General features: G+C 59.6%; 19 protein-coding genes. 6 read left to right on the top strand and 13 right to left on the bottom strand.

Features of this window, described 5'->3' with window-relative positions; all coding sequences use genetic code 11:
• The 6 genes from HWX74_RS01510 to HWX74_RS01485 form a co-directional block, all read right to left on the bottom strand.
• Window positions 1-675, bottom strand: a complete 675-nt coding sequence (locus HWX74_RS01510) for a radical SAM protein (protein WP_176011844.1) — start codon at window positions 673-675, stop codon at window positions 1-3.
• 1 nt (window position 676) lies between these two features.
• Window positions 677-1,060 (bottom strand): 6-carboxytetrahydropterin synthase, encoded by a 384-nt coding sequence (locus tag HWX74_RS01505; protein ID WP_217704820.1) that lies wholly within the window; start codon window positions 1,058-1,060, stop codon window positions 677-679.
• A gap of 31 nt (window positions 1,061-1,091) precedes the next feature.
• Window positions 1,092-2,108, bottom strand: a complete 1,017-nt coding sequence (locus tag HWX74_RS01500; protein WP_176014518.1) for an IS110 family transposase — start codon at window positions 2,106-2,108, stop codon at window positions 1,092-1,094.
• Window positions 2,109-2,391: 283 nt separating this feature from the next.
• Window positions 2,392-3,684: a hypothetical protein gene (locus tag HWX74_RS01495; protein WP_176011843.1), complete on the bottom strand. Its 1,293-nt coding sequence runs from the start codon at window positions 3,682-3,684 to the stop codon at window positions 2,392-2,394.
• Window positions 3,685-3,695: 11 nt separating this feature from the next.
• Window positions 3,696-5,030, bottom strand: coding sequence for a phenylacetate--CoA ligase family protein (locus tag HWX74_RS01490; RefSeq protein ID WP_176011842.1), 1,335 nt, complete (start codon window positions 5,028-5,030; stop codon window positions 3,696-3,698).
• Window positions 5,031-5,135: 105 nt separating this feature from the next.
• Window positions 5,136-5,567 carry an ACT domain-containing protein gene (locus HWX74_RS01485; RefSeq protein ID WP_176011841.1) on the bottom strand — a complete coding sequence of 144 codons (432 nt, stop codon included), beginning with the start codon at window positions 5,565-5,567 and terminating at the stop codon, window positions 5,136-5,138.
• A 307-nt stretch (window positions 5,568-5,874) separates the two neighbouring features.
• Between HWX74_RS01485 and HWX74_RS01480 the strand changes: the two genes are divergently transcribed.
• From HWX74_RS01480 to HWX74_RS01455, 6 genes are read left to right on the top strand one after another with little or no spacing between them, the layout of a single operon-like run.
• Window positions 5,875-8,370, top strand: a complete 2,496-nt coding sequence (locus HWX74_RS01480) for a hypothetical protein (protein ID WP_176011840.1) — start codon at window positions 5,875-5,877, stop codon at window positions 8,368-8,370.
• Window positions 8,371-8,388: 18 nt separating this feature from the next.
• Window positions 8,389-10,377, top strand: a complete 1,989-nt coding sequence (locus HWX74_RS01475) for a DUF2339 domain-containing protein (RefSeq protein ID WP_176011839.1) — start codon at window positions 8,389-8,391, stop codon at window positions 10,375-10,377.
• Window positions 10,320-10,898 (top strand): DUF2339 domain-containing protein, encoded by a 579-nt coding sequence (locus HWX74_RS01470; RefSeq protein WP_176011838.1) that lies wholly within the window; start codon window positions 10,320-10,322, stop codon window positions 10,896-10,898. The genes HWX74_RS01475 and HWX74_RS01470 overlap by 58 nt, the downstream gene beginning before the upstream one ends.
• A complete protein-coding gene (locus tag HWX74_RS01465) occupies window positions 10,895-12,277 on the top strand; it encodes a hypothetical protein (protein ID WP_176011837.1) in 1,383 nt (460 codons plus the stop codon). Before HWX74_RS01470 ends, HWX74_RS01465 begins: the two co-directional genes overlap by 4 nt.
• A 23-nt stretch (window positions 12,278-12,300) precedes the next feature.
• Window positions 12,301-12,972 (top strand): ThuA domain-containing protein, encoded by a 672-nt coding sequence (locus HWX74_RS01460; protein WP_176011836.1) that lies wholly within the window; start codon window positions 12,301-12,303, stop codon window positions 12,970-12,972.
• Window positions 12,969-13,943 carry a hydroxyacid dehydrogenase gene (locus tag HWX74_RS01455; RefSeq protein ID WP_176011835.1) on the top strand — a complete coding sequence of 325 codons (975 nt, stop codon included), beginning with the start codon at window positions 12,969-12,971 and terminating at the stop codon, window positions 13,941-13,943. Before HWX74_RS01460 ends, HWX74_RS01455 begins: the two co-directional genes overlap by 4 nt.
• Before the next feature lie 5 nt (window positions 13,944-13,948).
• Here HWX74_RS01455 and HWX74_RS01450 read toward each other — a convergent pair whose 3' ends face one another.
• From HWX74_RS01450 to HWX74_RS01420, 7 genes are all read right to left on the bottom strand, one after another.
• Complete coding sequence (locus tag HWX74_RS01450; RefSeq protein WP_176011834.1) at window positions 13,949-15,265, bottom strand: acetylxylan esterase; 1,317 nt, start codon at window positions 15,263-15,265, stop codon at window positions 13,949-13,951.
• Window positions 15,266-15,307: 42 nt separating this feature from the next.
• Window positions 15,308-16,222, bottom strand: coding sequence for a metallophosphoesterase (locus HWX74_RS01445; protein WP_176011833.1), 915 nt, complete (start codon window positions 16,220-16,222; stop codon window positions 15,308-15,310).
• A gap of 2 nt (window positions 16,223-16,224) precedes the next feature.
• Window positions 16,225-19,218, bottom strand: a complete 2,994-nt coding sequence (locus tag HWX74_RS01440; RefSeq protein WP_176011832.1) for a DUF5696 domain-containing protein — start codon at window positions 19,216-19,218, stop codon at window positions 16,225-16,227.
• Between the two features lie 45 nt (window positions 19,219-19,263).
• The gene (locus HWX74_RS01435) at window positions 19,264-22,227 is read right to left on the bottom strand and encodes a DUF5696 domain-containing protein (RefSeq protein WP_176011831.1); all 2,964 of its coding nucleotides are present in this window, start codon (window positions 22,225-22,227) and stop codon (window positions 19,264-19,266) included.
• The gene (locus tag HWX74_RS01430; protein ID WP_176011830.1) at window positions 22,227-23,468 is read right to left on the bottom strand and encodes an endonuclease/exonuclease/phosphatase family protein; all 1,242 of its coding nucleotides are present in this window, start codon (window positions 23,466-23,468) and stop codon (window positions 22,227-22,229) included. The genes HWX74_RS01435 and HWX74_RS01430 overlap by 1 nt, the downstream gene beginning before the upstream one ends.
• Window positions 23,469-23,482: 14 nt before the next feature.
• The gene (locus HWX74_RS01425; protein WP_176011829.1) at window positions 23,483-25,294 is read right to left on the bottom strand and encodes a sodium:solute symporter; all 1,812 of its coding nucleotides are present in this window, start codon (window positions 25,292-25,294) and stop codon (window positions 23,483-23,485) included.
• A gap of 77 nt (window positions 25,295-25,371) precedes the next feature.
• Window positions 25,372-26,136 (bottom strand): hypothetical protein, encoded by a 765-nt coding sequence (locus HWX74_RS01420; protein WP_176011828.1) that lies wholly within the window; start codon window positions 26,134-26,136, stop codon window positions 25,372-25,374.
• Between the last annotated feature and the right edge of the window lie 24 nt (window positions 26,137-26,160).

Genomic DNA, 26,160 nt, shown 5'->3' with positions numbered 1-26,160 from the left:
TCACACTCCAGTTTTATCCGGTCCCCAGATCAGTTTGTGCAGTTGAATCTGCAAGCGGACCGGCAGTTTGTCTTCGATGATCCAGCCGGCCAGTTCGGCAGGTTCGACGCTGCCCCAGACCGGGCTGAACAGTAAGTGGGAGGTTGAGTCCGTCAGATGGTATTCGTCGATCACCCGGCGGGCGTATTGGTAATCCGTCCGGTCGCCGATGACGAATTTCACTTCGTCGTGCGGCTGCAGATGGCGGAAGTTGTCGAAACAATTGGCTGCGCTCATCCCGCTGGACGGCAGTTTGCAGTCGACGATCTTGCGGACGGCGGCCGGCACGGCGGCGATGGAACGCGAGCCGTTGGTTTCGAGCAGCACTTCGAGTCCGGCTGTCAGCAGCGCCTGGCACAAAAGCGGCAGGTTCGGATGTTCCAGCGGTTCGCCGCCGGTGATTTCGACCAGCGGCGCGCCGGATTGGCGGACCTGGTCCAACAGCTCGGCCAGCCGTCGCGGCGCGCCGGCGGCGGCGGACTGGGCGTACGCCGTATCGCAATAGGAGCAGCGCAGGTTGCAGCCGGCCAGCCGGATGAAGTAACACAGCTTCCCGGCATGGGTCGACTCTCCCTGCAGACTCAGGAATGCTTCGACGACCTGAAAACGGTCGGATTGTTGTGGTTCCGGCCTCATTTTATTCGTAATAGCTGGCGCAGGAACTCGGCGACTCGCTCACTTTGATGCGGGCGACCCGGACATTGCCGTCATTCAGCCGCCGGCTCAATTCCCGGTACAGGGTGCGGGCGATGTTTTCGCTGGTCGGATTCTGGTGCCGGTAATCGGGCAGATCGTTCAGAAAGGCATGGTCCAGCGGCAGAATGATCGCGTCAAGCTCCTTTTTGAGACGCTTGAAGTCGATGGAAATGCCCAGTTCATCCAGTTCCTTGATTTCCAGGATCGCGGTGATCTGCCAGTTGTGGCCGTGCAGCTTGACGCAGTCGCCGGGGTAATCGCGCAACTGGTGCGCGCCGGAAATCATCCGGTTTATTTCAATTTCATACATGAAAACAGCTCCCATGATAAATTTCCACTTCGATGTCGAGAAAAACTCAATTTTTTACGAGCTTGAATTGAGTAAAATTCTCAAACATCCAATTGTTTTTTAATGTTCTATACACGATATCGAGGAATTTGCGAGCCAAGGCGATATTGGCTTTCGCACCTCCCCGCCGACTTTTTACCGATTCATGAAAGGCATTGAGATACGGGCTGTAGCGTTTGGCGATCAAAGCGCATTGCACCAAAGCGGTTCTGGCGATCTTGCTGCCGCTCTTCGTGATTCTTCCGTGGCAAACCGTGTCATTTGAATTGCTCACTCTGGGGACGATTCCGATATAAGCGGCCAACTGCTTTGCCGATCGGAAATCAGCGATATTGCCGATGGTTGCCAACAGGATCGCCGCACCTTTCGAGCCGATTCCCTTGATGGATTTCAGGTTGTCGAAGCCGTCCATCTTGCTGCCGTGATCCTCAATCGCCTTATCCAGTTTTTCAATGCTTTTGTTCAGACTGCGAATCTGTTCGACAACCACCAGCATTTCCGTGTCGGTGATCGGGTCGAAGTGATAACTCAATGCTTTCAAAAGCCCTTTCTCCGTGGACAGTTCTTCCCGTTTCAGCACGATGAAGTTAGCTGCTAACAGATTGTTGACTTTGTTTTTCAATACGGTACGCAACTGAACCAGTTTTTCCCTGGTCTGCGTCAGACTTGAAATTTTCGCCTGCAAATCGTCTTTCACTCTTACCTCCGGAAGCATATCCTTTTCCAGGAACTCCGCCAACACTTTTGCGTCATGTTTGTCCGTCTTTTTGGTGGACATGCTGATGACTTTGAACTGTGATGGATTCACCACCACCAGTCGCCCGACATGAGCTTTCAGCGAGCTGCAAAACATGAACGTATTTCCGGTCGCCTCCACCGCCATCGCCGTGTTCGGACCGAGCATTGCGGCAAAGCCCTTCAGTTCGGTAATCTCACACTTGCCGATTTTCCGTTCTTCCCCATTTACCCGGATGCAATAAGTAAAATTGTTCCGGTGCAAATCCACTCCAACAAAACTTGTCATCATTCTCTGCCTCCATTCGTTTTTCACGAATCGAAGCGGAACTGCTGTCACGGCCTCACCATCCTCCCATACAGAGTAGTCGATTAATCAGTCGCTCTCTACGGTGGCGCTCTGGTTTACAGATCTGACTAATCTCCTTTCCGGGGTCGTCATCGTTTCTGATGCGCCTCATTGAAACATTCAGTCTGCAACCTGTCCGCTTCCAAACGTGTAAGTTAATCGCCATAAATTACACGCAGAAAGCTGATTCCGCGAACGTCAGTTATTTATCATACCATCTCCTTTATGATTGATTGCCGTGGAAGCGGGCGAAGTTGCGCCGGTAGAATTCGGTGCCGAACGCGTCGAGGTCGGCGGTCAGCAGTACCATGCCGCCGCTGCGCAACGATTCACCGGCTTCCAGGATGCGGTGGAACGCGCAGCGCAGCGACGTGTCGCGCTGGTAAGTTGCCGGGTCTCCGTCGCTGCGGCCGAATGCGAAGAACAGCCCGTCCCGGCTGCCGCCGGGGCAGGGAAACAAATAGAGCTGGCGCATCAGTTTGGCCAGGTTGGAACCGGGCAGTTCCCGTTCGAAGGCGGTGTTGAAGATCCACGAGAAGCAGCAGAAAGCCGGGACGTTCAAATGCAGATAGCGCCGGTAGAAATCGACCGCCTGTTTGAACGATTCCCGCGCCGCTTCCAGCGTCATATGGCCGCCGGCCGGGATATGGACGCCCGGCACGATGTCGTGCGGCCGGAAGGCCGGTTCGAAAACATTCAAATCCAACGTCGTTTCCCGGCCGGGCAGCGCGAAGCCGTGCGGGTCGATCAGGGTGCCGACGGCAATTTTGCCGTCGTTGCGGTAACGGGTGGTGACAACGGCATTTTCCGGCGGCTCATCCCAGCGGAGCCGGTATCCTTCCCTGGTCAACGCCCAGCCGTCGTTGCACAGTGCGACGATTTCTCCGGTGTCCTTGTGGCGGAACAACCGGGCGGTTTCGGTATTCAACGGTTCGGTCATGAATTCGAAGCGGCCGATCCGGAACAGCCGGGTTTCGATATAATGGCGCAGCCAGTAAACCTGGCTGCGGCAGATGCCGGGGAATCCCTGGTGCGAGGCGCGATGGATCTCGATCGTGCCGCCGAGCCATTTGGCCGCATCGCGGGCGAAATGTTCCGGCAACCCGAGCTTGCGGTAGTTCGCCTCGTACAGTTCGATGGCGCTCATCGCGATCATCAGGTCGAAGATGCCGGTTAACTTGCCGAGTTTGCTTTCGGCCGCCGGCCATGAACTGAAGGTATGGGACTGCGTCCGGAAAATGAACAATACATTGTAGGCGTGCCAGGCGTACAATTGCAGCATCCGGTCCGCCGCCGTCAGCGCGCTGACCTGGTCCATCCACGGCAGGAGTTCGGCGCTGTCCGCCCCGATCCACAGGCAGTATTTTTCATAATATTCCCGCTGCATGAAATGCGGCATGCCCGGCAACGTCGCCGCCGAGAAGGCGAAATCGGGCAGTGTCGCCACCAGAGCTTCCGCTTCCGGGTCGAGCTGCAGCCGGCGGCAAAATTCTTCATAAGTGATTTTTAGCGGCATAATGGTGTTTTTCACTCCACTTTCAGGTTGCGGTGGTCGGCGACCCGTTTGGCTTTGCCGACCGAGCGTTCGATCGAATTGGGCGCCACCAGTTCGATGCGGAATTTGATGCCGGTGATCGAACTGATCTCACGGTCGATGCGGTCGCGCAGCCGCTGCATCTCATCCATTTTGTCGGAAAACTCCTGTTCGCGCATTTCGACTTTGAGCACCGCTTCATCCAGATTGTTCGGCCGGTACAGCTCGATCAGGTAGTGCGGCGCCGTGCCGCCGACCCGCAGCAGCGCTTCCTCCAGTTGCGACGGAAAGACGTTGACGCCGCGGATGATCATCATATCGTCAGTCCGGCCTTTGATCCGGCTCATCCGGCGGGTGGTCCGCCCGCACGGGCAGTCGTGACCCGGATAAATGCGCGCCAGGTCACGGGTACGGTAACGGATGATCGGACAGGCCTCTTTGCTGAGCGCGGTGATGACCAGTTCGCCTTCTTCGCCGTCCGGCACCGGTTCGAGGGTTTCCGGATTCAGGCATTCGACGAGGAAATGGTCCTCCTGGATGTGCATCCCCTGCCGGGCGGCGCATTCGCCGCTGACGCCCGGACCGATGATTTCGGACAAGCCGTAGTTGTTGAACGCGTGGATGTGCAGCGCCTCCTCGATATTCCGGCGCATGGCCTCCGTCCACTGTTCGCCGCCGAAATGGGCGAAACGCAAGGCGAAATCGGCCGGCTTGAGACCGATGCGTTCGATGGTTTCGGCGATGTTCAGCGCATAGGAGGGCGTGCAGATCAGCGTATTGATCCCGACATCCTTCAACAGCATGATCTGGCGCTGGGTATTGCCGGAGGAGGCCGGCACGATCGCCGCGCCGACCTTTTCGATGCCGTAATGCAAACCGAAACCGCCGGTGAAGAGCCCGTAGCCGAAAGCGATCTGCGCCACCTGGTCGCTGGTCAGGCCGCCGGCGGTCAGGAAACGGGCGCACAACTCCGACCAGAGCTCCAGGTCGTTGTGGGTGTAGCCGACGAAGGTCGGTTTGCCGGTGGTGCCGCTCGAAGCGTGAATGCGGGCCAATTGCGCTTTGGGGACGGCGAAGAAGCCGAACGGGTAATTGTCGCGTAAATCCTGTTTGGTGGTGAAGGGAAACCGGCGCAAGTCATCCAGCGATTGGATCGAAGCGGCGGACAGATGGCGCGCCCGGTATTCCCGCCGGTAGAATTCGACGTGGCTGGCGGCGTAATCGACCGTCTTTTTCAATTTGGCCAGTTGCAGGGCGCGGATATCTTCCGGCGGCATCGTTTCGGCCGCCGGATTCCAGAGGCGATTTTCAATAACTAACTCCGACATTTGCTTGATAACTCTGAATGATAAAATTGGTTTGATTGACAAAAAAACAACCGTGCCCGGCCCGGCACGGTGCTGGCGACGGCAGCGGCTGACGCCGGCGCATTACTACTGATGGAACAGCTCGACGCTTTCGATGATATTGATATGCGCTTCTTCGAGGATTTTCGACGCCTTGTCCGGGTCTTCGAAACGGAAGACGATGACGGCGCTGTCCTTCTGGCCGAAGGTGAACGCATACATGTATTCGACGCTGAGATTGTGTTTGTCGAGCACGTCGAGGATGGCGGCCAGCCCGCCCGGCCGGTCGGCGACCGGCAGCGCCAGCACTTCGGTGGTTTTGACGATGAAGCCGGCCGCTTCCAGCACCTCTTTGGCTTTTTCCCATTCGGCGACCAGCAGCCGGAGGATGCCGAACTGCTGGGTGTCGGCCAGCGACAGCGTCCGGATCGATAAATGATTGTTCTTCAGAACCTGGCAGACGGCGTTGAGGGCGCCGGGCTTGTTTTCAATAAACAGAGACAGTTGAATGATTTTCATAATGTAAGCTCCGTGTGTTTTGATGCTTTTTCAAGTCTAATATATCGCCGACAGGCATTTTGTAAATAAAAATCCGGAGATTTCCGGAAATTTTTTTCAAAATATCACCCGGAAATTCCGTCCTATTGCTAAACAGATCGGTTATGGAAGGAAATGCCATTCCCGGCCGAAGCGGGGAATTTTCGCCGATTTTTTTGAAAATTTGATCGATATTTTTAGGGATTCCAGCCAGATTGATTGACTTTTTGTGAAAACGATGTTATGATATCTGTTAGGCTGGCGCCTGAATCTAATTCTGGAGCAAAAAATGAAATTCTGGCAATTATTGTCCGGAAGTGTATTGCTTGTGGCGCTGGCCGGCTGCGCGTCCAGTGACCGTATGATGCGAATTTCTCCGTTCGGCGGCGATCAGAAGGCCGATGACGCCGTTGCAGAACTTTCTTTCGATTCCCGCGAAGTCAACCTCTGGCCGCTGTTGTATGACAACGACGCTTTTACCAGTATTTTATGGCCGATGATCGACGCCGATGCCGACGGCATGGCGGTCCGGCCGTTTTTCAATCGGGACGGCGACGAGTATTCGATTCTTTTTCCATTGTGCGCCTGGAATCCGGTCAACCGGGACGGCTGGATGCTGTTCTGTTACTGGAACGTGCCGGAACGGCGCTATATGCTGCTGCCTTTCTTCATGCAGAATCAGGATGACTGCTGGCTGTTGCCGGCCTACTGGAATGACAGTACATTCGGCGTTGCGCCGTTCTGTCGTTTCGATGCGGATGGCGGCTATTTTCTGAATACGTTCTGGTTCCGGGATGGCGGCAGTCGTTATGTGATATCCCTGCCGTTTTATTCTTATCGTGCCGATGCGACGGACAGCCGGCACCGGGTATTGTTCGGCCTGCTGGGCGGCGCTTATGACAACCCGTCCGAATCGCGTTCTTATTGGCATTGTCTTGCCGCGCTGGGCGGCCGGGACGGGGATGAATCCTACCATGCCGTACTGCCGCTCTATTACTGGCAGCAACGGCCGGAGCAGCGCTGGCTGTGGACGCTGCCGGTGGTTTACGGCAGCGGTCAAACGGAGATGCTCAATGTTTGCGGTCCGCTGTTTTTCCGCAACGACTCGCCGGAACGCTGCAATATCGGCAGTTTTCCGCTGTTCTGGTACCGGCAGGACAAAGCATCCGACGCGGCGCATCTGAATGTCGCCGGCCTGTTTCATCGTTACCGGAATGAAAAGGAGCGGGAAACATTTACGGCCGCGCCGTTTCCCTTTCTGATGCACTGGGAGAACCCGGCGGTGTCGCGCTGGATCAGTTTTCCGCTGTTCTGGTCGCAGTGGAACAAGCAGTCGGACGCGGCGCATCTGAATGTCGCCGGCCTGTTTTATCGTTACCGGAATGAAAAGGAGCGGGAAACGTTTACAGCCGCGCCGTTTCCTTTTCTGATGCACTGGGAGGATCCGGCGGTGTCGCGCTGGATCAGTTTTCCGCTGTTCTGGTCGCAGTGGAACAAGCAGTCGGACGCGGCGCATCTGAATGTCGCCGGCCTGTTTCATCGTTACCGGAATGAAAAGGAGCGGGAAACGTTTACAGCCGTGCCGTTTCCTTTTCTGATGCACTGGGAGGATCCGGCGGTGTCGCGCTGGATCAGTTTTCCGCTCTTTTGGCGCAGCCACAGCAAAAACGACGGGAAAAATGCTTTGAATGTGCTTGGAATTCTGGGCAATTACGAATACGACGATCCGGAAAACTGGTCGCTCTGGAGTTTTCCGCTGTTCGCGTTCGGCCGCGAGGGGGCGAAACGTTCCGGCTGGGGACTGTGGCCGTTGTTCCGTTACGATGAAAATCGGGACGGTCGGAGCGAATGGCGGCTGTGGCCGTTGATTTCCCGCCGCGATATGGTGCCGTCGCTGCTCAATGTCGACGGAGATTCCTGGAGTGTGATCGGTTCGTTGGTGTGGCGTTCCGGCGTGTTGTCGGAAAACCGTTCGGCATTGCCGCAGAACGACGCGGCCGAAGACGACTGGCCGGCGGTGCCGGGCGGCAAGGCTTTGATTCGCGAAGAAGGCGTTCAGTCGTCGCTGCTGCGGCGAACCTCGGCTGTTTACCGCACCTGGAATGAAATCGCGCTGGGCGACGGTCTGGCGGAGCAATGTAAGCAGGCGGTCGATACGCTGGAACAGTTGTGCCGGGATGCCGAGAGGCTCGCTTCTCTCCGGCAGGAATTGACGGAAGAAAGTTCCGCGGATTCGGCTTGGCTGAAGCGGCGGGTGGCGGAGACCGAAAAATCTTACGACGAAAACCGCGGGGAACTGCGGGCGTTGCTGTATCAGTTGGGGCTGGACTGTCCGGTGGTGTTGACCGAACCGTGGAGCGAAGAGGCGCCGGAATTGTTGAACCGCTGGCAGCTGGCGGATGAATTTCAACAATATACCCGGGAAATTACCGTCGAATCCTGCCGGGTGCCGTATTTCCCGTTTCTTTACGATAGCGAGCGCTGCGGAGCGAATTACCACGGGCGGCTCCTCGGCGTCGACTGGCGGTTCCTCGGTATTTCGTCCGAATGGGCTTTATGGCGCGGCTGGCGGGAAGGGGAGCAGGAAGAAACCCGGCTGGCGCGTTATTTCTATTGGTACCGGCGCAACGGCGAGGTGGAACGACGCATCTTTTTCCCGGGATGCTCGTATACGACCGAAAATGATGATTGGCAGTTTTCCTTCTGGTGGCGCCTGGCGAGTTTCCGCCGGAAGGCTGACAAAATGTCCGGCTATTTATTTTTTATACCGTTCGGTAAAGAATAAAGAGAAGGAAAGATGGGTATGGATGGTATTTTTGCTGTAATTCTGTTGGGGTTGCTGATTGTGATTCTGAACCAGAACCGGCAGGTTTTAGCCCAGCTCCGCGCGCTCCGGCGTCATCTGCGGGTGCCGGAGGAAAAGGCCGGAGAATATTGGCGGGGCAGGTCCCGGACGACGCTGGCAAATACCGGCTGGGCCGGTCGCGAAACCCATTCGGGCGCCGGACCGGAACCGGATGAAGCGACGGTCGAAGCGGCCGGGCTGGAGGAAGAAATTGACCATGATCGGTCGGCGGAGCGCGTCGCCGCCGAAGCCGCTGTCCTGGAGGCGGCGGTGAAACCGGTGGTGACGGCGATGGCAGCGGCGGAAGCCGGGCCGGCAAAGTGCGAAGCGCCGGAACCGTCTTCCGGCGTCGGAGCGGTGGAGTCCGCCCCGGAACAATGGACTGCGTCGGCCGGACCGCGGCAGCGGAATGAATTTGAAGCGAAAGCGCTCGAGACGCTGAAACAGATCTGGAACTGGCTGATCGTCGGCGAGGAGTTCCGTTCCGGCAGGATGGCGGCGGAATATGCGATTGCCACCACCTGGCTGGTTCGCGGTGCGATTCTGGCGCTGTTGACCGGCGTCGGCTTCTTTCTCAAATATTCGATCGAAAACGGTTTGTTGAACGAGACGATGCGGGTGGTGCTGTCGGTGTCGGCCGGCATGGTGATGTTGATCTGCGGGATGCGGCTGGCGCGCCGCAGATACCATTTGATCGGCATCGGCCTCTTGGGCGGCGGTTTTGCCACGCTTTATTTCAGCGTGTTCGCCGCCTATGAAATGTACGGGCTGATTTCCTTCGGCGTGGCGTTCGGCGCGATGTCGCTGATTACGCTGGCCGCCGGCGTGGCGGCGGTACGGTTCAATGCGCTGCTGGTGGCGCTGATCGGTACGCTGGGCGGTTATCTGACGCCGGCGGTGCTGGACAGCGGGCACCGGAATCTCATCGGTTTGTTCGGCTATCTGCTGCTGCTCGGCCTCGGCGTGACCGTCCTGGCGCGTTTCCGCAACTGGAAGCTGCTGACGATCGTCAGCTTCTTGGCCGCTTACGGCTGGAGCATGTTGCTGATGAACGGCAGTTGGTATGTGCCGGAGACCGATTATCCGGTGCTGATCGCTTTCCTGAGCGCCTCGTTCGTGCTGTTCAGTCTGCAGGCGATTGCTTACAATATGTTCCACGCCTTGCAGATCAATGCGCTGGAACTGCTGCTGCTGCTGGCCGATATGATCATTTACCTGGCTTTGGCGCTGCCGCTGACGATTCGGTATGCCGACAAGGAGACCGCTTCGCTGATCACGGTGGCGCTGGCGGTATTCTATATCGTCGGCATCGTCGTTTTCCTGCATCGCCGCATTCGCGACCGCAACCTGTTGCTGTCACTGTTTTCGTTGGCGGCGTTCAATCTGGCCTTGACCTTTCCGCTGCTGCTGTCCGGCCGTTATCTGGCGGCGGCCTGGGCGATCCAGGCGGTGCTGATGCTTTATCTGAGCATCAAAATCGGCAGCAACTTCCTGCGGTATCTGGCCTATCTGCTGTATGCCGTCACCGCCGGCCGGCTGTTGTGGTATTTTCCGGCCCGGGTTATCGATCGGTCGGGCGGAATATATTGGGACGGCTTGTCGGACCGGTTCTGGAATTTCGGTCTGTATGCGCTGGCTTTGCTGGCCGGCTGCTGGCTGCTGAAAAAACTGACGCCGGAAAAACAGTTGGAATCCGGCAATGATCTGCATGAGATCAACCACGGCTGGGGAGCCGAGGTAATGTGGTGGAGTACTTTCGCCTGCAGCATTTGCTATCTGCTGATGGAGAGCTATTATATGAGCCAGACGGTTTATCCGCCGTTGCGGCTGCTGCTGCAGCCCTGGGTGATCCTGGGAGGCATGGGTTTTCTCTACTGGAAGAGTTTCCAATGCCGGGAAACGTTCGTCCGCAATCTGCTGGCCGGCGGCGGCGCGGTGCTGTGCTGACGATGCTGGCGCGGGATTTGGCGTTCTGGCAATTGCAGCACGCCTGTTTCGGTTGGCACTATCAACTGGGCGGCCTGGCGATCCGGCTGGCGGAAGTGCTGTCGGTCGGCGCGGTGTTTTACTGGCTGGGAAGCCGCCGGAGGCTGCTGAAGGAGGAACGCTGGTTCTTCGGCTTGAGCGGAACGGTACTGTTCTTCATCTACAGCAGTCTGGAGGTCAATACGCTGCTGCAGCATTATCTGGCGGAGTTCCGGCTGGGCGGCTTGTCGGTCTGGTGGGGCGCCTGGGCGCTGGGGCTGACCGTGTTCGGCATCGTCCGGCGCAATGCGGCGGCCCGGTATGCCGGGCTGGGTATGTTCGTGGTGACGCTCGGAAAAATTTTTCTGCTCGATCTGCGGGATATTCCGACGCCGGCGAAGGTGGTGGCGTTTGTGCTTTTGGGGCTGGTCATGCTGGCCGGTGCCTTTGTTTATATCAAATTCAAGGATAATTTTGACAGAACGGAACCTGCGAATCAATGAGGAAGAGAAGATCGAGCTGGAAATTTTTATGGTGTGCGACGCTTGGCATTGTCGGCGGTACGGCGCTGTGGGCCGCGCCGCCGGTTTGGGAAAAGCAGCTGCAATTCACCAGTGAAGCGGTGCGCGGGGAAGGAACCGCGGTCGAAGTTTATCGGATCAAGTTCAACGACAGTATTTACCGCTACAGCCAGCCTCATTACGGCGATGTGCGGATTCTGGCGCCGGATGGAAAGAATGTCGCGTTTGCCGTCCGGCAGCGGCGCCGGCCGCTCGGCCAGACGGTGACGAAAACGGTCAATACGAAAGTAACCCGTTTCGAACAGTGTGAAGACCGGGCGATCGTCGAGTTTGAAGTGCCGGAAAAAATTCCGCTCCAGGCGTTTACCGGCATCAAAATCGACGTCGCGCAGAATAATTTCGAGAAGCGGGTGACCATCTGGTCGGTCGACGAGGCGGGCAGCGTTCGGTTGCTGGCGGATTATCAGCCATTTTTCGATTATTCCGATACGATTGACCTGGTCAAAGACCGCATTGCCTTCGACGGGCCGTCTCCGGCCCGGCATTACCGGATGTTCATCGATAATTTTTCCGAACAGGAGTACGCGCCGGAGAAATGGATCGTTTCCAAAATGGACGGCGGCGAAGAGCAGTACCGGCATTTGCTGACCAAGACTTTGAAAATCAAAAGCATCCAGTTGACTTACGAACAGCCGACCGACGAATTTCTGCCGGAACGGGAAAAATATCCGCTGAAACTGGTCGAACAGCAGGTGAATCCGGCCAACGGCAATACGGTGATGATTTTCGAGAGCAGCCGGGAGCCGCTGACCGAATTGATGCTGTCGACTTACGAGACGAACTTTCTCCGCCGCATTCATCTGGCGGCCGGCGACACGCCGGATGAGTTCCGGCATTTGGTTTCCGGCCGTTTCTGCCGTATTCAGTCCGGTGCGATCCAGGTCAATGAGTCGAAGCTCACTTTTCCGGAGCAGCGCAGCCGCTATTACCGGCTGATCATTGTCAATGAAGACAATGCGCCGTTGGAAAATGTAACGGTTTCCGCCTACGGTAATGTTTATGACGCCTGTTTGCTGCCGCCGCAGCCGGAATCGCTGCAGGTATTTTTCGGCGGGACGCTCAAAAGCCCGAACTACGATGTTCTGGCGGTATTGAAAAGTTTGCGGGCTCCGGCGACGGCGGATTATACGCTGGGGCCGATCAGCGACAATCCGAATTACGAACCGTCGCTGCTGGCCCAGGGCAAAAAGGATTTGTCCTGGCTGTTGCCGTTGGCGATTGCGGTGATGGTGTTCGGCCTGGCCTGGATTCTGTACTGTTGCCTGCGCCGGATCAACGACAAAGACGAATTTGACTGCTGACGGAACCAGCGCGGAGGAAGGTTATGATCTCGTTTTGGGCGGACAATCACTATGGGGCGCATCCCGGCCGCCGGCTGGCCGAAGCGTTGTCGGAGCGTTTCGTCATCGATTTTTATGAGGACGATATCGCGGCGCTGGAGGCGGGCGGCTGGGTGCCGGCATGTGAATTGCTGGTGCTGCATTTGATCGGCGGCAGCGGCGGCCTGCCGTTGCCCGGCAGCGGGGCGGAACGGGCGGTGCGGCGTTATTGCGAACGCGGCGGTCCGCTGCTGTTGCTGCACGGCGCCAGCGCCGCCTTCCACCACTGGGCATGGTGGCGGCAGTTGGTCGGCCTGCGCTGGGTCCGCCCGGAGGACCCGGATGGCGGCGAACCGAGCTGGCACCCGGTCAGGCCGTATGAGGTGCGGCGGTGCAGGACGCGTCACCCGCTGGCGGCGGAACTGACCGAAATGTCGCTGCCGGAGGATGAAATTTACCTCGGGCTGGAATACACCGCTCCGATTGAGCCGCTGTTGGAAACGACGGTCGGCGAGGGGACGTTCCTGCAGGCTTATCTGACCCGGACGCCGTGGGGCGGCGACGTGGCCGGCTTTCTGCCCGGACACCGGATGGCAGCGGTGATGCTGCCGGCGCTGATCGACAATGTGGCGGTTTTGATGCGTTATCTGTTGCGGTGCGGGAAGGAGGGGCGATGAAGCCGAAAGCGTTGTTCTGGTGCGGTACGCCGGAGCGAATCGGGGAAGTTTTTTCTCCGGAGCAGCGCCGTCGGCTGGCCAGGTTGACCGACCTGACGCCGGAAGTGGTCAACCATGCCAATTTTTCCGCCGAGCGCCACGGCGGCGCCGAAGTGATCTTTTCCACCTGGGGAATGGAACCGTTGCGGGAGGCAGAACTCGCGGCGCTGCCGACATTGAAAGTGCTTTTCTATGCCGCCGGCGCCACCGATGCGTTTGTCCGGCCGTTGCTGCGGCGCGGCATCGCCGTCGTCAGCGCCTGGCAGGCCAATGCGATTCCGGTGGCGGAATTCTGCGTCGCCCAGATCGTGCTGGCGATGAAAGGATATTTTCGCAACAGCCGGGAGTTGACTTCGCCGGAGCAATGGCGGCGCGGCGGCGCTTTTGTCGGTCCGGGCAGCTATGGCGAAAAAGTGGCGCTGATCGGCGATGGCGCCGTCGCCTGTCGGACCAGACAGTTGCTGGAACCCTACCGTTTGGCGGTGACGATGGTGCCGTCGCGGCCGGCTTGGCGCACTGTTTCGCTGGAGGAGGTTTTTGCCGAGTCCTTTGTCGTCAGCAACCATCTGCCGGACCGGGATGACAATGCCGGCGTGCTCGACGGCCATTTGTTCGCTTCGATGCGGCCCGGCGCGGTCTTTCTGAACACCGGCCGCGGCCGCCAGGTCAATGAAACGGAACTGATTGCGGTGTTGGAAACCCGGCCCGATCTGACCGCGCTGCTGGACGTTACCGATCCGGAGCCGCCGGCGGCCGGTTCGAAGCTGTACACGCTGCCGAACGTCCGGCTGTCGAGCCATATCGCCGGTTCGGTCAACGACGAAGTGCATCGATTGGCGGAACTGGTGATCGAAGAGTTCGAACGCTGGCGGATGGGAGACACGCTGCGCTTCCGGGTGGAAGAATCGATGTTGATCACCAGCTCCCGGTGAAGCGCTTACGGCGCCGGTTCAGTTTCCTGCAGTTTTTTCAACACCGCCAGCATCTGTTCGACGCCTTTGACATAGATAATACTGTCGCCGTGGCCTTCGGACGGCACCGGGAAGATGGTCTTCTCCCGGCTCCTCAGCGCATTGAACATCGCGTAAACGCCGGAGGGACAGCACACTTCATCGACAAAGCCGACGGTGATCTCGGTGTGGCAGCCGATGCGGCCGGCGAAATTGATCATATCGTAATATGGCAGCGTCCGGCAGGCCGCCGCATAATCCGGATCGTCCGGCGGCGGCAGGAAGCCCGGCCATTCCGGAATATGGCATCCCGTTTCGGCGCCCCGGAAATTGCACATCCACGGTACTTGCGCGAAGCAGTAATTGACGTCTCGATCCAAGGCGGCAGCGACCAGCGCCTGGGCGCCGCCCTGGCTGCCGCCGAAAACGATCAGATTCTTTCCATCCCACTCCGGCCGGCTTTTAAGGTATTCCAGCGCCCGCACCACCCGCAGGAACATATTCCGGAAATAGTACCGTTCCCGGTCGGTCCGGCCGGACAGGAAATAGTTCTGCAATTCGCCGCTGTCCAACTCCTGATAATACGCTTTGTCCCGGCCGTTTTCGATGCCGTGGGCGTTGACGTTGAAGGCCAGCAGCCCCTGTGCCGCGATGTCGGCGTTGATCGTCGACGAGTGGACGCCGGCGCCGTGGAACCAGACGAAAGCTGGCAGCGAACCCGGCCGGGCGTCTTTGGGCATGGACAGATAACCGGATACCGGCCGTTCGCCGTAAGCGGAGACTTTGACGTCGAACGCTTCCACTTGCGGACGGTAACCGGGTTCGACTTCCACCGGGATGGCGGCCAGTTCCTGCAGCGGCACTTCCTCCAGCAGGCGGAGTTGTTTTTCCCAGAACTGATCGAAATCGGCCGGCCGGTGGGCGTCGATGGCGATTTTTTCCGGTTCGCAGCCGATGCCGGTCAATGAAGTCCGTTGGCCGTCCGGCGCAGTGGTCGCCAGAATCAGAAAACCGGGCTGCTGCAGCGCGGTGGTCAGAACCGCCGTCCCGTCGGGGCCGGTGATGATTTCACCGCCGGCAGTCAGGCCGTCTTCCTGGCGGAGTGTATAGCAAATCGGGTGGCGCGGCAACGGCCGGCCGTCATCGTCGGCGGCAAAGGTCAGCCGGACCGGTTCGCTGCTGCGGTAGAGATGATCGGCGTGATCCGGGGTGCATTTTACTGTAATTGCCGCGTCGGCGGAAAGCATGATGCCCCAGCCGGTCGCCAGGGCGGCCAGGCACCGGAAGTAACTGTGAATGATCATATTGGTGAATTTCCTTTCGGTTTGATTTCTTTGCTGGCTGGGTCAATCGGCGGGAAGGCGGCTGCCGGCCTCGTCGCCGAAGCCGTGAACGGTCACGTTTTTTTCGCTCAGTTCGACGATGACATAAGTTGGCATACCGGCTTCCACCTGGCCTTTGACGGTCTTGAACAGCACGCCGCGGCGAACGAACTGGCCGCCGGCGTGATGATGGCCGGACAGACAAAGTTTCACCGTGTCCTCGTAACGGTCGAGCAGTTCGAGCAGCCGGTCTGAATTCAGCGTCGCCGGGCACTTGCCGCCCGGTTCGATCGGACAGTGCTGCAGAATCACTACCGCTTCGCCGGCTTCGGCCGCTTCGGCCAGTTGCGCTTCGATCCAGTGGAGCTGTTCGGCGCTGTAACCGCCGTTGTAGCCGTGCCGGCGTTCCTCCGGGTACTGTTCGGCGATCAGACGGGCGTATCGGTCCGCTTCGGCACTGCCGGCCGGCCAGGCGTAAAGGCTGATTTCATTGGTGTCCAGTGCCAGAAAGCGCCAGTTGCCGAGCCGGAAGGCGTAATAGGGTGCCGGCATGCCGAGCCGGACCGATACGTGCCGTTTGTAACGGTCGCCCACTTCAAAATCGTGATTGCCCAGGACGCTGTAGAGCGGCATTTGCAATTGTTCCAGTTCCTGCAGGACCGGCGGATAATTCTGCCAGCCGTGGTCGACCAGATCGCCGAGGTTGACGGCGAAATCCACCCGTTCGCCGTTCAGCGCTTCGATGGTCTGGGCCAGCAATTCCCTGGACCGGCGGTAGTGCCGGCCGGCCAGTTCCTCATGCTCCGAACAGTACTGGACATCGGCAAAGGCGGCGAAGCGGACCGTCGCCGGTTGGGATACGCTGCCGCAACCGCCCGATAAGAACGGCAGCAGCAGCAACGCCAGTTGCGAAATGCGTCTGAACGGTTTTGGGCGCATGGTCAAAGGCTGCTCCGTAATTCGACGGCGGCATCGTCGCCGTAGATTACCTTGCGAACCAGCCGTTCGTCTTGTTTTTCAACGGTCATCAGCGTCGTTTCGCTGAAACGGCGATCATCGGCGCTGTCGGCCCGGAACGCCAGGAAGTCGTCGCTTTCGATGCAGAAACCCCATTTCGGCAGCACGAATCTGCCGGTGTCGTACGGTTCGTCTCCGTAGTTGACGGTGATTCTGACGCCGCCGAATTCACTCTGTTCAACCTTGCGGTCTGGAGAGAGGAAACGGTGGCCGGTCATCGGAAAATCGCGGGTTCGCGCCATCAGCGGCGAGAAGATCGCATCCAGATTCATCAGAAAGCCTTCATTGGTGTAGCTGAACTCCGGATTGCCGTCGAGGCGGCTGAAACAGGATTCGGCCGGCGGCTGCGGCGGTTCGACGGTCAGCTTGCCGTTTTCAACTTTCAAGTGACCGATCAGATAGCGGGTATGTCCGAGATCGACGGCCCGGCGCAGCGGCAGCCGTTCGCCGTTGTCCAGCATGCCGACCATGACGTCGTAATAACCGTCGGCCGTCCGGTCCAGCGGCAGTTGGACCGGAGCGATACGGACCGGCGTATCCGGTTGCCAGGCGCTCGGCGCCGGCTCCGGCACGAAATCGCTGCCGGCGAGCGCACTCTCTTTGTAGCCGACATTGCTGCCGTGGCGGTCGAGGTGCAGGAAGATCGGGTAATCTTTTTTCGGCGAGCCGTGGTCGCTTTGCCATTCCAACTGAAGCGCGATTGCCGTATCGGAGATGAATTCGGCCCCGGCAATCCGGCAGCTCAGATCACAGCCGATCGCTTTGTTGAAGATCGCCTGCGGCATTTCCGCGCAGATCAGGTGGTCCAGTACGTACTCCGGCGTCGCCGGCAGCGTCCGGTCGCCTTCGCAGATGACGAAGCAGTCGCCGTAAACCATTTCGAACAACGGCGCCAGCACCTCGCCGGACTGCCGCTTGGTGCGCTGGAACAGCATCGATTCGGCGTAATCTGCTACCGGCACGCCCCATTCGACGCCCTCTTCGCTGCCGAAGAGGCCGAACAGATCCCGGGCGAATTTGCACATCGCCTGTTTGCGTCTGACATCCTCGTTGCGGTCCATCGGATTGAGCGGATTGAAATCTTCCGACAGCGGTACCGCGAAAGTCGTGTCGATATAATAATAGTTCAGCGGGAACAGTTTTTTGATTTCCGGCAGATTGCGCCGGGCCAACTGCAGCGAGGCGGTCGGATTGACCAGGTAACACTGGCCGCCCCACCAGACGCCGCCCTTGCGCAGCGAACCGTCCGGCATCCGCTGGACATAATCCTCGCTCCAGGAGGGCGCGTCCGGATAGAAGTCGCCGTAATTGTCGTGCAGGCCGATCAGGTAGCCGAGCCGGCGGATTCGCTGAACGCAGTCGAGCAGCGCCTCATTGCCGCCGGCCTCCGGCGCTGCCGGCAGCACATCCGGGTGCTGGTTGTCGTAGCCGCGGTGAATCCAGCCCATGATGGTGATCATCACCCGGTCGAGGCCGAGGCGGTCTTTCAGGAATTCGGCGGTGTCGGCGACATCGCCGAAGCTGTAGCCGACCCGGATTTTGCGCTGGTCGGTCTCGTTCCAGCGGGTATTCGGCGCGAAATTGTACAACGCCATCGGCCGGAAGCTCATCACTCCGTCGATCGGGTTGTGTTCGCCGTATTTTTCCCGCATCGTCACCAGGAAGCCTTTGGCCCTGGCGCCGTCGCGGTAGGCGTTGGCGATGGCGCAAGGTTCGCCGCTGCCGACATTGACCAGATAGACTTCGCCCTGTTTGCCTTTGTGGCTCAGTGTCAGGTCGACGGCGGTGGCGCCGGGCAGGTTTGCCGGCGTCCAGCTCCGCTGTCCGGTCAGGGCGGTGTCGGCATCCTTCCACCACAGCAGGATCCCGCTGCCGTTTCGGCCGACGCCGGCCATCGCCATCGACAGACCGCCGTAACCGTCGTAGGTCAGCCAGGACATCTTCGACGGCAGGTTTTCGGTCGCGTACATCAGAATGCCGAGACGGTTCGGGATGACCAGTACGCCGCCTTCTTCGCCGGTCGACGCGAACGATTCGTCCGGAAAGATGACGTCGGTCAATTCCCAGTCGCCGCCGGTCTGGCGCCAACTGACGTGCAGCGTCCGGTCGTTGCGGTCCGGTTCGAGGGTGAATTCCAGTTGGCCGATCGCTTCGGCGTCCGGCGTTTCCGCCGTCCAGGCGAAGCGGATCCGTTCGGCGGAATTTTCCAGCCACTGCAAATTGTCGATCGCGAAAGTGCGTTTTTCCCCGTTCCGGCCGAAGGCGGCCAGTCCGAAGGCCGGCCGGGCCAGATTGGAGTAGTAGACCGAATCATTCAATTTATCGGTGAACCGCCAGCGGCCGTCCTGCTGGAGCGCAAAAGCGTAATTGGCATTGCCGAGTTCGGCGTCCGGCCGGGTGAAATAACTGTTCAGCCGCTGCTGCCGTTCGGCCAGTTCGGCGGCGGTCGGCGGCGGCGCGGTGATTCTGGCGCTTTCCGGCGCGTCGGCATCGACGGTGAAGGGGATGAACGCTTCGCAGAAACGGGTTTCGCCGAGCCACAGGCCGGTATGGATGAAACGCTCGCCTTCCGGCATATTTTCCGGGATGGTGATGCTGTAAGTGCCGCGATAAGTATCGCCGCCGGTTTTCCACCAGTCGACGCCGAAATCGAGCACCGAGACGATGCCGTCGCATTCCGGCTTCGCTTTCTGCGAACCGTCGCCGCGTTCAAGGTGGATGAAGCCGTTGTACTGGATGGTCGGCGGCTCGCCGGCATTGGCGAAGGTCAATTCCAGCACCAGCGGCGAACCGGGGCGGACGGTCGGATTGAGCAGGCGGGAGGATTCCACCTGCGGTTTGAATTCAGCGAGGGCGGTTTCGGCCGTGAACAGCAGGCCGCCGCCCAACAGCAGCGAACACAACAATTGTCTGAGCATCGTCATTGATTTCCTTTTCGTCTGTTTATGGAACTATAATTTGTTTCACTTTGTTTGCCGCCGGGTCAGCAACGCCATCGCCTGCCGGTCGCCGTAAGCGAAGAACTGTTTTTCCGGCGCCGCCGACAGCATCGTGGTTTCGGTCAGGGGCACCCCGTCGATCCTGTCGGCCCGGCAGGCGGCGTAGTCCGGCGCTTCCACCGCGAAGCCCCATTTCGGCAGCAGGAATCTTCCGGTATCGTAAGGCGCATCGCCGTAATTGACGGTGATTCTGACATCGCCGAATTCGCTCTGTTCAACCTGGCGGTCGGGCGTGAGGAAACGATGGGCGGTCATCGGGTAGTCGCGCGCCCGGTCCATCAGCGGGGTGAAGATGTTCATCACGTTGATGGTGAACGCTTCATTGGTCCGGGTCAGCTCCGGACGGCTGTCGAGCCGGGTGAAACAGCTTTCCGGAGGCGCCGCCGGCGGTTCGACGGTGACTTTGCCGTCCTTGACGTCCAGAATGCCGATCATATAGCGGGCATGGCCCATGTCCACGACGTCGTGCAGCGCGATGCGTTCGCTGCCGTCCAGCAGCATCAGCAGCACTTCATAGCGGAAATCCTGGTTGGCGTCGACGGCGATGTTGTATTTTTCCGTCTGCAGCGTGCCGTCCGGCCGCCAGTCCGCCAGCGGAACCGGGACGTCGACGCCGGCCAGGGCGCTCTCGTTGTAGCCGAGATTGCCGCGCACTTTGGCGAGATGGACGATTGCTTTATAATCCTTTTTCGGCAAGCCGTTTTTCGACCGCCAACCGAATTGCAGTTGCAGCACCGCGTCGTTGACGAATTCGGCGTCGGCGATGTCGACCGACAGATCGCAGCCCGGCTGTTTGTCGAACAATAACTGCGGTAGTTCCGCCGCGATCAGGTGATCGAGGACGAAATCCGGCGTTGTCGTCAACGTCCGGTTGCCCTGGCAGACGACGACGCAGTCGCCGTAGACCATCTGGAACAGCGGCACGACGACATCGCCGGAACGGCGGTTCACCCGCTGCATGAACAGCGAATCGAAGTAATCCGCCACCGGCACGCCCCATTCGACGCCCTCTTCACTGCCGACCAGGCCGATCTGGCCGCGGACGTATTCGCACAACGCCTGCTTGCCGCGCATATCCTCTTCGCGGCTCATCGGCGCGGCCGGGTTGTAATCGCGGTAGAGCGGCACGGCGAAAACGGTGTCCAGCAAATGATAATTGAAGCCGAACAGTTTTTTCATTTCCGGCACATTGCGCCTGGCGAATTTGAGCATCGCCTTCGGAGTGCCGATGTAGCATTGGCCGTTCCACCATTCGCCGCCCTTGAGCAGCGAACCGTCCGGCTGGCGGATGATGTCGTTGTCGTCCCAACTGGCGGCGCGGGGATAGAAATCCTGATAATTGTCATGGACGCCGACCAGATAGCCGAGCTTTTTGATCCGGTCGGCGCAGTCGCGCAACCCGGCGTTGCCGCCGGCTTCGGCATTGGCCGGCAGCACGTCCGGATGGAAATCGTAACCCTGGTTGCCGAAGCCGGCCACTACCACCAGCGCCTTTTCGACGCCGAGTTTGTCATGGATGTATTCGGCGGTGTCGGCGACGTCGGCAAAGGAGAAATCCAGTTGCCAGATGTCCTGATCCGTCTTGTTGTGCCGGGTGTTGGCGACATAATGGCGCATCGCCATCGGCCGGTAGCTCATGAAGCCGTCGATCGGATTGGGCCGGTCACCGTATTTTTCCCGCATCGTTTTCAGGAATCCCTTTTCCCGGGCCAGCGGCCGGTAGGCGTTGGCCACCCGGCAATAATCGCTGGTGCCGACGTTGACCAGCGTGAATTCGCCGCTCGTTCCCGGGTGGGTCAGCGAAAGGTTCAGCGCGGTGGTGCCCGGCAATAGTTCCGGACCCCAGACCCGTTCGGCGCCGAGTGCGGTGTCGACGTCGTTCCAACTGAGCAGGATGCCGCCGTCGGCCCGAACCATGCCGGCCATCGTCATCGACAGGCCGGCGTAACTGTTGAACGGCAGCCAGGAGAGGCTGGTCGGCAGGTTTTCAGCGGCGTACATCAACACGCCGAGGCAGTTCGGAATGAGTGCAATGGCATTCTCTTCGCCGGTGGCGCCAAAGGCGTTCTCCGGGAAAACCAGGTCGCTCAACTGCCATTCGCCGTCCAGTTGGCGCCAGGAAAAGTGCAGCGCCCGTTCGTCGTCCGCCCTGACGGCGATGGTGAATTCGACGCTGCCGGTTCCGTCCGGGGCCTGATAATGCAGTTTGATTTCGCCCGGCGCCGCCGCGGCGACGGTCAGTTCGGTGATCGGAAAACCCCGTTTTTCCTCCCCTTTGACGAAAGCCGCCGTGCCGAAGGCGCGGCGCGCCGTACTGGACAGCCACGGCAGGTTGTGCGCCTTGTCGGTAAAACTCCAGCGGCCGTCCGCGGCGACTTTGAAGCTGAAATTTTCATTTTCCAGTACCGCCAGCGGCGCGGCGACGAACTCAGCCTCCTGCCGCCGGCGGTCGGCCAGTTCCGCCGCCGTCAGGGCGGGGGGCGGTGTAAACTGCACCGGAGGCGCTTCGCTGGAAACCGTGAAGGGATAGGTCGCTTCGGTCAGGAAATCCGGCGCCGTCAGATAAAAACCGACGTGCAGCACCCGTTCGCCTTCCGGCGCGCCCGGCGGCACATTGATCGTATAGGTGCCGCGATAGGTGCGTTCGCCGGTTTTCCACCAGTCGATGCCGAAATCGGTCAGCGCCAGGTTGGTCATGCAAACCGGCTCGGTCTTTTCCCGTTCGATGTGCAGGAACCCGTTGTATTTGATCGTCGGCAGTGCCCCTTCGGCCTCGAAGGTCAAATCGACGACCAGCGGATCGCCGGGACGGACGACCGGCGTTAAGATCTTGACTTCTTTGATTTTGGGCGTGAATGCTTCATCGACGCCGGCAAAGCAGTTTGTCATGGCCAGGGAAGCGCACAGCATCAGGAATGTTTTGTACATTACTTGTTCCTTTCCGGTTGATTGGACTGGGCAACGGCTGGCTCCGCCGGCAGGGAGGCCGGCAACTGCTGAAGATGCAGTCGAATGCCGTCCGCCGCGGCCGGAACCGGGATGGTCAGCGATTCGGCGACCGGGACCGGCGTGCAGATAATATGGCTGCCGGACAGCCATTGTCCGGCGGCGGCATGGAAGCGGATGGAAAAGAAACCGGCCGGCCGGGTCAGCGTGAAATAACGTTCGCCATCGCCCGGAACTGCCAGGTCCAGGTAACTGCCGCCTGATTCTGTCGCTTCCCGCCATCGTTCCGGTTGCGGCTTGAAATTATCCGGTTCCGCGACGGTTTGCAGACGGATCAATTCCTGTTGCAGCCGGTCGCCGTCCGCCGCGGCCGGTTCCAGCGGGAAGTCGAGTTCAACCACCTGCGGCAGATGGTCGGAGAGCGGCGCGAACCGCGGCCGGTCTTCGACTTCGAGATAGGCGGCCGTCACCTTGCCGGCCAGGTTGCGGCTGAGCAGCGCCTGATCGATCCGTTCATAGATGTAGAAGGTGGAAGCGGCACTGTGTTCGTGCTGGTGCTGATGAATGACATCCTGCAAACCGAGCTCCAGCAGTTGTTCGATGCAATGAAAATCCCAGAACCCGTCTTTGAGGTTTTCGACGATTTCCGATTCGGCGTCGGTCCGGCGCCGGCTGGCCAGCAGCTCTGATTCGGCGTTCGCTTCGGCGGCGTCGAATGGCGACGGATTGTTGAAGTCTCCCATGACGACGATTTTTTCACCGCCCTCCAGCAACGGACGCAGCCGGAAAACATAGATGTCGCTTTCGTGGTCGCGCTGTTCGTATCTGGCGGAGGACCAGTGCGTCGACATGAAATAGACGCCGCCGATTCTGGCCAGGATGTAACCGTGAAACATGTCGTTGGTCCGCAATTCCAGATAGTCGATCGGCCATTTTGAGGTCAGTCCGAGCGAATAAACCGTGAAAGGCTTCAAAACGCAGGCGTACGGGTGATTCCAGGCGGCGGCGATTTGGGCCAGCCCGGCGCTGTCGGTATCCATCTCCTGAAAGAGCACCACATCCGGCGATTCCTCTTCCAGCCATTCGGAGACCGCCGTCACCGCCGAACCGCGGTTGAACCCCTCCATGACGTTGTAGGAAACGACCTTCAACGATTGTCCGGCCGTTGTCGGCAGGGCCGAAAAAACCAGCAGGAACGCGATGAAATAACAGATCATCTTCATCGGGAAACATCCTTTCAGGCTTCGAGGCGTTTCAAGTGCCAGTCGAACAGCTTCTTGAAGATGACGGCGAAAAGAGCGGCAGCTGTCCCGAACCCGGCGGCTTCGAGATAGCGGCCGACGAACAGCTCTGACAGCCCCATGATCAGCAGGCAGAGCCAGGCGGCGCCGCACAACGCGGTGACGGTGCCGCCGGCCAGCAGCCCGCGCGGTTCGGCGCGCAGTTCGCCGCGGCGGCGCAGTACCTCCTGCACCGGCTTCCAATACCCCATCGGCCGGGCCCGGCGGTAGAATTCGGTCAGGACGTCCATATCGTCCGGCGGGGTCAGAAACGTGACGATCAGCGTGACGACGGTGGTCAGCGCCATGCTGACCACGCCGGCGCAGATGCCCATCATGTCGGCGTGGTTGGGGCTGAGGGCGGCCTGGGCCGCCCACCACGGGATCCGCGGCAGGCCGAAGAAGCAGGCCAGATAGACCAGCGGCCCGCCGAGCATCGCGGCATACCAGGAATAGAGGTTGATCCGCCAGTACCACCAGTATCCCCAGCCGATCAGCGCCGAGGAGCCGAGCAGGCCGGTGATGAAGATGGCGATCCTGATCAGGCTGCCGGCGCAGTAAACGACGACGATCGCCAGCAGCATGACGACGATCATCGCCAGCCGGCCGTAGAGGACGCCGCGGACCGGCGAAAAATGCCGATAGGAGCCGAGCACGTCGTGGGTCAGGGTCTGGGCGCTGTAATTCAACTGGGTGCTGACCGTCGACATCACCGCCGCCGCCAGCGCCGCCAGCGTCAGCCCCTTGACGCCGACCGGCAGGTATTCGCGGACCAGCACGCCGTACATCGCTTCGCGTTCCGCCGCCGGCGCGGAGAACAACTCCGGCGTCTGCGCCAGCAGCCCGAGGGCCGGCAGCGTCACCAGCAGCAGCATGATGAACAGCTCCAGCTGGGTCCAGATGCTGACTTTGACCGCTTCCCGGACATTTTTGCAGGAGATGATCCGCTGGCCGTCGACCGAAACATTGGCGCCGACGCCGACGCCGGTCAGAATGATCCAGACTGCCACCAGCAGCGGGCTGACATAGGCGTTGCCGTTCTGCGGCCAGATCGACAGCACCGCCGTGCCGGTTTCCGCCGGCATCGCCTGCTGAATGGAAGCGGTCAGACCGGCCGGCCCGCCGAAATGGGACAGGATGACGAGACAGACGGTGACGCAGGCGACGACGATGATGACGGTCTGGAACAGGTTGGTGACCAGGACGCCGGCATAACCGGAAAACCAGACGTAGAGCAGCATCAGCGGCAGCAGGATCAGCAGCGACAGCGCCTTGCTTTCATAGCCGAAGAAGGAGCCGAAAATCAGATGGGCCGCCAGCAGACCGGCTCCCATCCACGGGATGATGCCGAACAGCACCGAATACAATGAAGTGAACACCCGGATGAAGCGGCCGCCGTCGGAACCGAAACGGACGGCGAAGAACTCCGGTCCGGTGGCGACGCCGAGTTGTTTCCAGCGGGCGTAGAACAGCATGCCGGCCAGGAAGATGCCCAGCCCGGCCCGGGAGAAATAGAACCAGCAGACCGGCAGCCCGACCGCCAGCGCCAGCCCCATGTAGGTCGGCATCACGTCGGAATTCATCGCGTTGACCGCGTTGGAAATGCCGGTCAAATAGCCGGGCATGCTCCGACCGCCGAGAAAATAACCCGATTCGGTCGAAACGTCTTTTTTCAAAAGCCGGTTGGCGAAGATGCCGATCAGAAACGACGCCAGCAGATAAGCCGCCAGGATCGCGCTGTCTATCCAAAGTGCTGTCGGTGTGTCCATAAGTTCCCGATTCGTAATTTGATTGTATTCTGTGTTCGGTTGCTTTTCCGGCTTGCTTGCCGGGAAGGGGGAAGCGGTCAGCGTCCGGTTTGACCGTCGCGGCTGTACAGCATATAACGCAGCTCGAAGATTTCTTTCTGGTCTTCCGGCAGGCTGCCGATTTCTCCGGCCGGATTGCGGTTGAAGCCGCAGGCGGCCAGAACGTTGCCGTTCTGCAGGCCGTGCTGCAGCAGATTGGAAACCGGCAGCGGTTCAAGAAAGATCCACTGCTGGGCCCGGTCGCTGCGCCGTTTGAAACAGGAGAGCTGGGCGGCGTCGAAACTCGGCGCGCCGGCGGCGGAGATGATTACTTTGCAATCCTTGTTGCCGGCCGCCGCTTTTTCCAGCATCTGGGCGGTCAGGCGCGGCGGCTGGCCGCCTGCCGGAGTTTCGAATGCCGGTACGCAGATCAGATTGGCTTCGGCGACGCCGGCCGCCAGCAGTTGATTTTTGAATTCGGCGAATTCCGCGGAGGCCTCAAAGCCGTCCGAGTAGATGATCAGAATTTTTTCCGACAGCAGGTTGTTGGAGCGCAAAGTGTCGGCCAGTATCGCCGCCTGCGAGCCGTAAATTGCCGCATCGGCGTTCAATACCCGCTCATTGAAGCCGAAGTCCAGTCCCCACTGGCGCAGCATGCCGGTGTTGTGGAGGAAAAATCCGCCGCAGATCACCACGGCGGCAAACAGCAACAGCGCCACCGATTTCAATTGCGGGTTGGTCCGCTGTTTTTTCTGGCAGACGAGCATGCCGATCAGACCGCCGATCATGACGATTGCCAACAGGATATTGATGATCAAACTCATAATTTATTTCCCTTACATCGATTG

The organism is Victivallis sp. Marseille-Q1083 (genome assembly GCF_903645315.1).
In the GTDB taxonomy this organism is placed as follows: domain Bacteria; phylum Verrucomicrobiota; class Lentisphaeria; order Victivallales; family Victivallaceae; genus UMGS1518.
This window is presented reverse-complemented; position numbering and strand designations above follow the sequence as displayed.

Bases quoted from the DNA above. Each gene is read 5' to 3' on its own strand.
- HWX74_RS01490 (WP_176011842.1), bottom strand. From the start codon at position 5,030: ATGTCGGAGTTAGTTATTGAAAATCGCCTCTGGAATCCGGCGGCCGAA.
- HWX74_RS01480 (WP_176011840.1), top strand. From the start codon at position 5,875: ATGAAATTCTGGCAATTATTGTCCGGAAGTGTATTGCTTGTGGCGCTG.
- HWX74_RS01445 (WP_176011833.1), bottom strand. From the start codon at position 16,222: ATGCGCCCAAAACCGTTCAGACGCATTTCGCAACTGGCGTTGCTGCTG.
- HWX74_RS01475 (WP_176011839.1), top strand. From the start codon at position 8,389: ATGGATGGTATTTTTGCTGTAATTCTGTTGGGGTTGCTGATTGTGATT.
- HWX74_RS01455 (WP_176011835.1), top strand. From the start codon at position 12,969: ATGAAGCCGAAAGCGTTGTTCTGGTGCGGTACGCCGGAGCGAATCGGG.
- HWX74_RS01460 (WP_176011836.1), top strand. From the start codon at position 12,301: ATGATCTCGTTTTGGGCGGACAATCACTATGGGGCGCATCCCGGCCGC.
- HWX74_RS01510 (WP_176011844.1), bottom strand. From the start codon at position 675: ATGAGGCCGGAACCACAACAATCCGACCGTTTTCAGGTCGTCGAAGCA.
- HWX74_RS01500 (WP_176014518.1), bottom strand. From the start codon at position 2,108: ATGACAAGTTTTGTTGGAGTGGATTTGCACCGGAACAATTTTACTTAT.
- HWX74_RS01465 (WP_176011837.1), top strand. From the start codon at position 10,895: ATGAGGAAGAGAAGATCGAGCTGGAAATTTTTATGGTGTGCGACGCTT.
- HWX74_RS01450 (WP_176011834.1), bottom strand. From the start codon at position 15,265: ATGATCATTCACAGTTACTTCCGGTGCCTGGCCGCCCTGGCGACCGGC.
- HWX74_RS01435 (WP_176011831.1), bottom strand. From the start codon at position 22,227: ATGTACAAAACATTCCTGATGCTGTGCGCTTCCCTGGCCATGACAAAC.
- HWX74_RS01420 (WP_176011828.1), bottom strand. From the start codon at position 26,136: ATGAGTTTGATCATCAATATCCTGTTGGCAATCGTCATGATCGGCGGT.
- HWX74_RS01440 (WP_176011832.1), bottom strand. From the start codon at position 19,218: ATGCTCAGACAATTGTTGTGTTCGCTGCTGTTGGGCGGCGGCCTGCTG.
- HWX74_RS01470 (WP_176011838.1), top strand. From the start codon at position 10,320: ATGCCGGGAAACGTTCGTCCGCAATCTGCTGGCCGGCGGCGGCGCGGT.
- HWX74_RS01505 (WP_217704820.1), bottom strand. From the start codon at position 1,060: ATGGGAGCTGTTTTCATGTATGAAATTGAAATAAACCGGATGATTTCC.
- HWX74_RS01425 (WP_176011829.1), bottom strand. From the start codon at position 25,294: ATGGACACACCGACAGCACTTTGGATAGACAGCGCGATCCTGGCGGCT.
- HWX74_RS01485 (WP_176011841.1), bottom strand. From the start codon at position 5,567: ATGAAAATCATTCAACTGTCTCTGTTTATTGAAAACAAGCCCGGCGCC.
- HWX74_RS01430 (WP_176011830.1), bottom strand. From the start codon at position 23,468: ATGAAGATGATCTGTTATTTCATCGCGTTCCTGCTGGTTTTTTCGGCC.
- HWX74_RS01495 (WP_176011843.1), bottom strand. From the start codon at position 3,684: ATGCCGCTAAAAATCACTTATGAAGAATTTTGCCGCCGGCTGCAGCTC.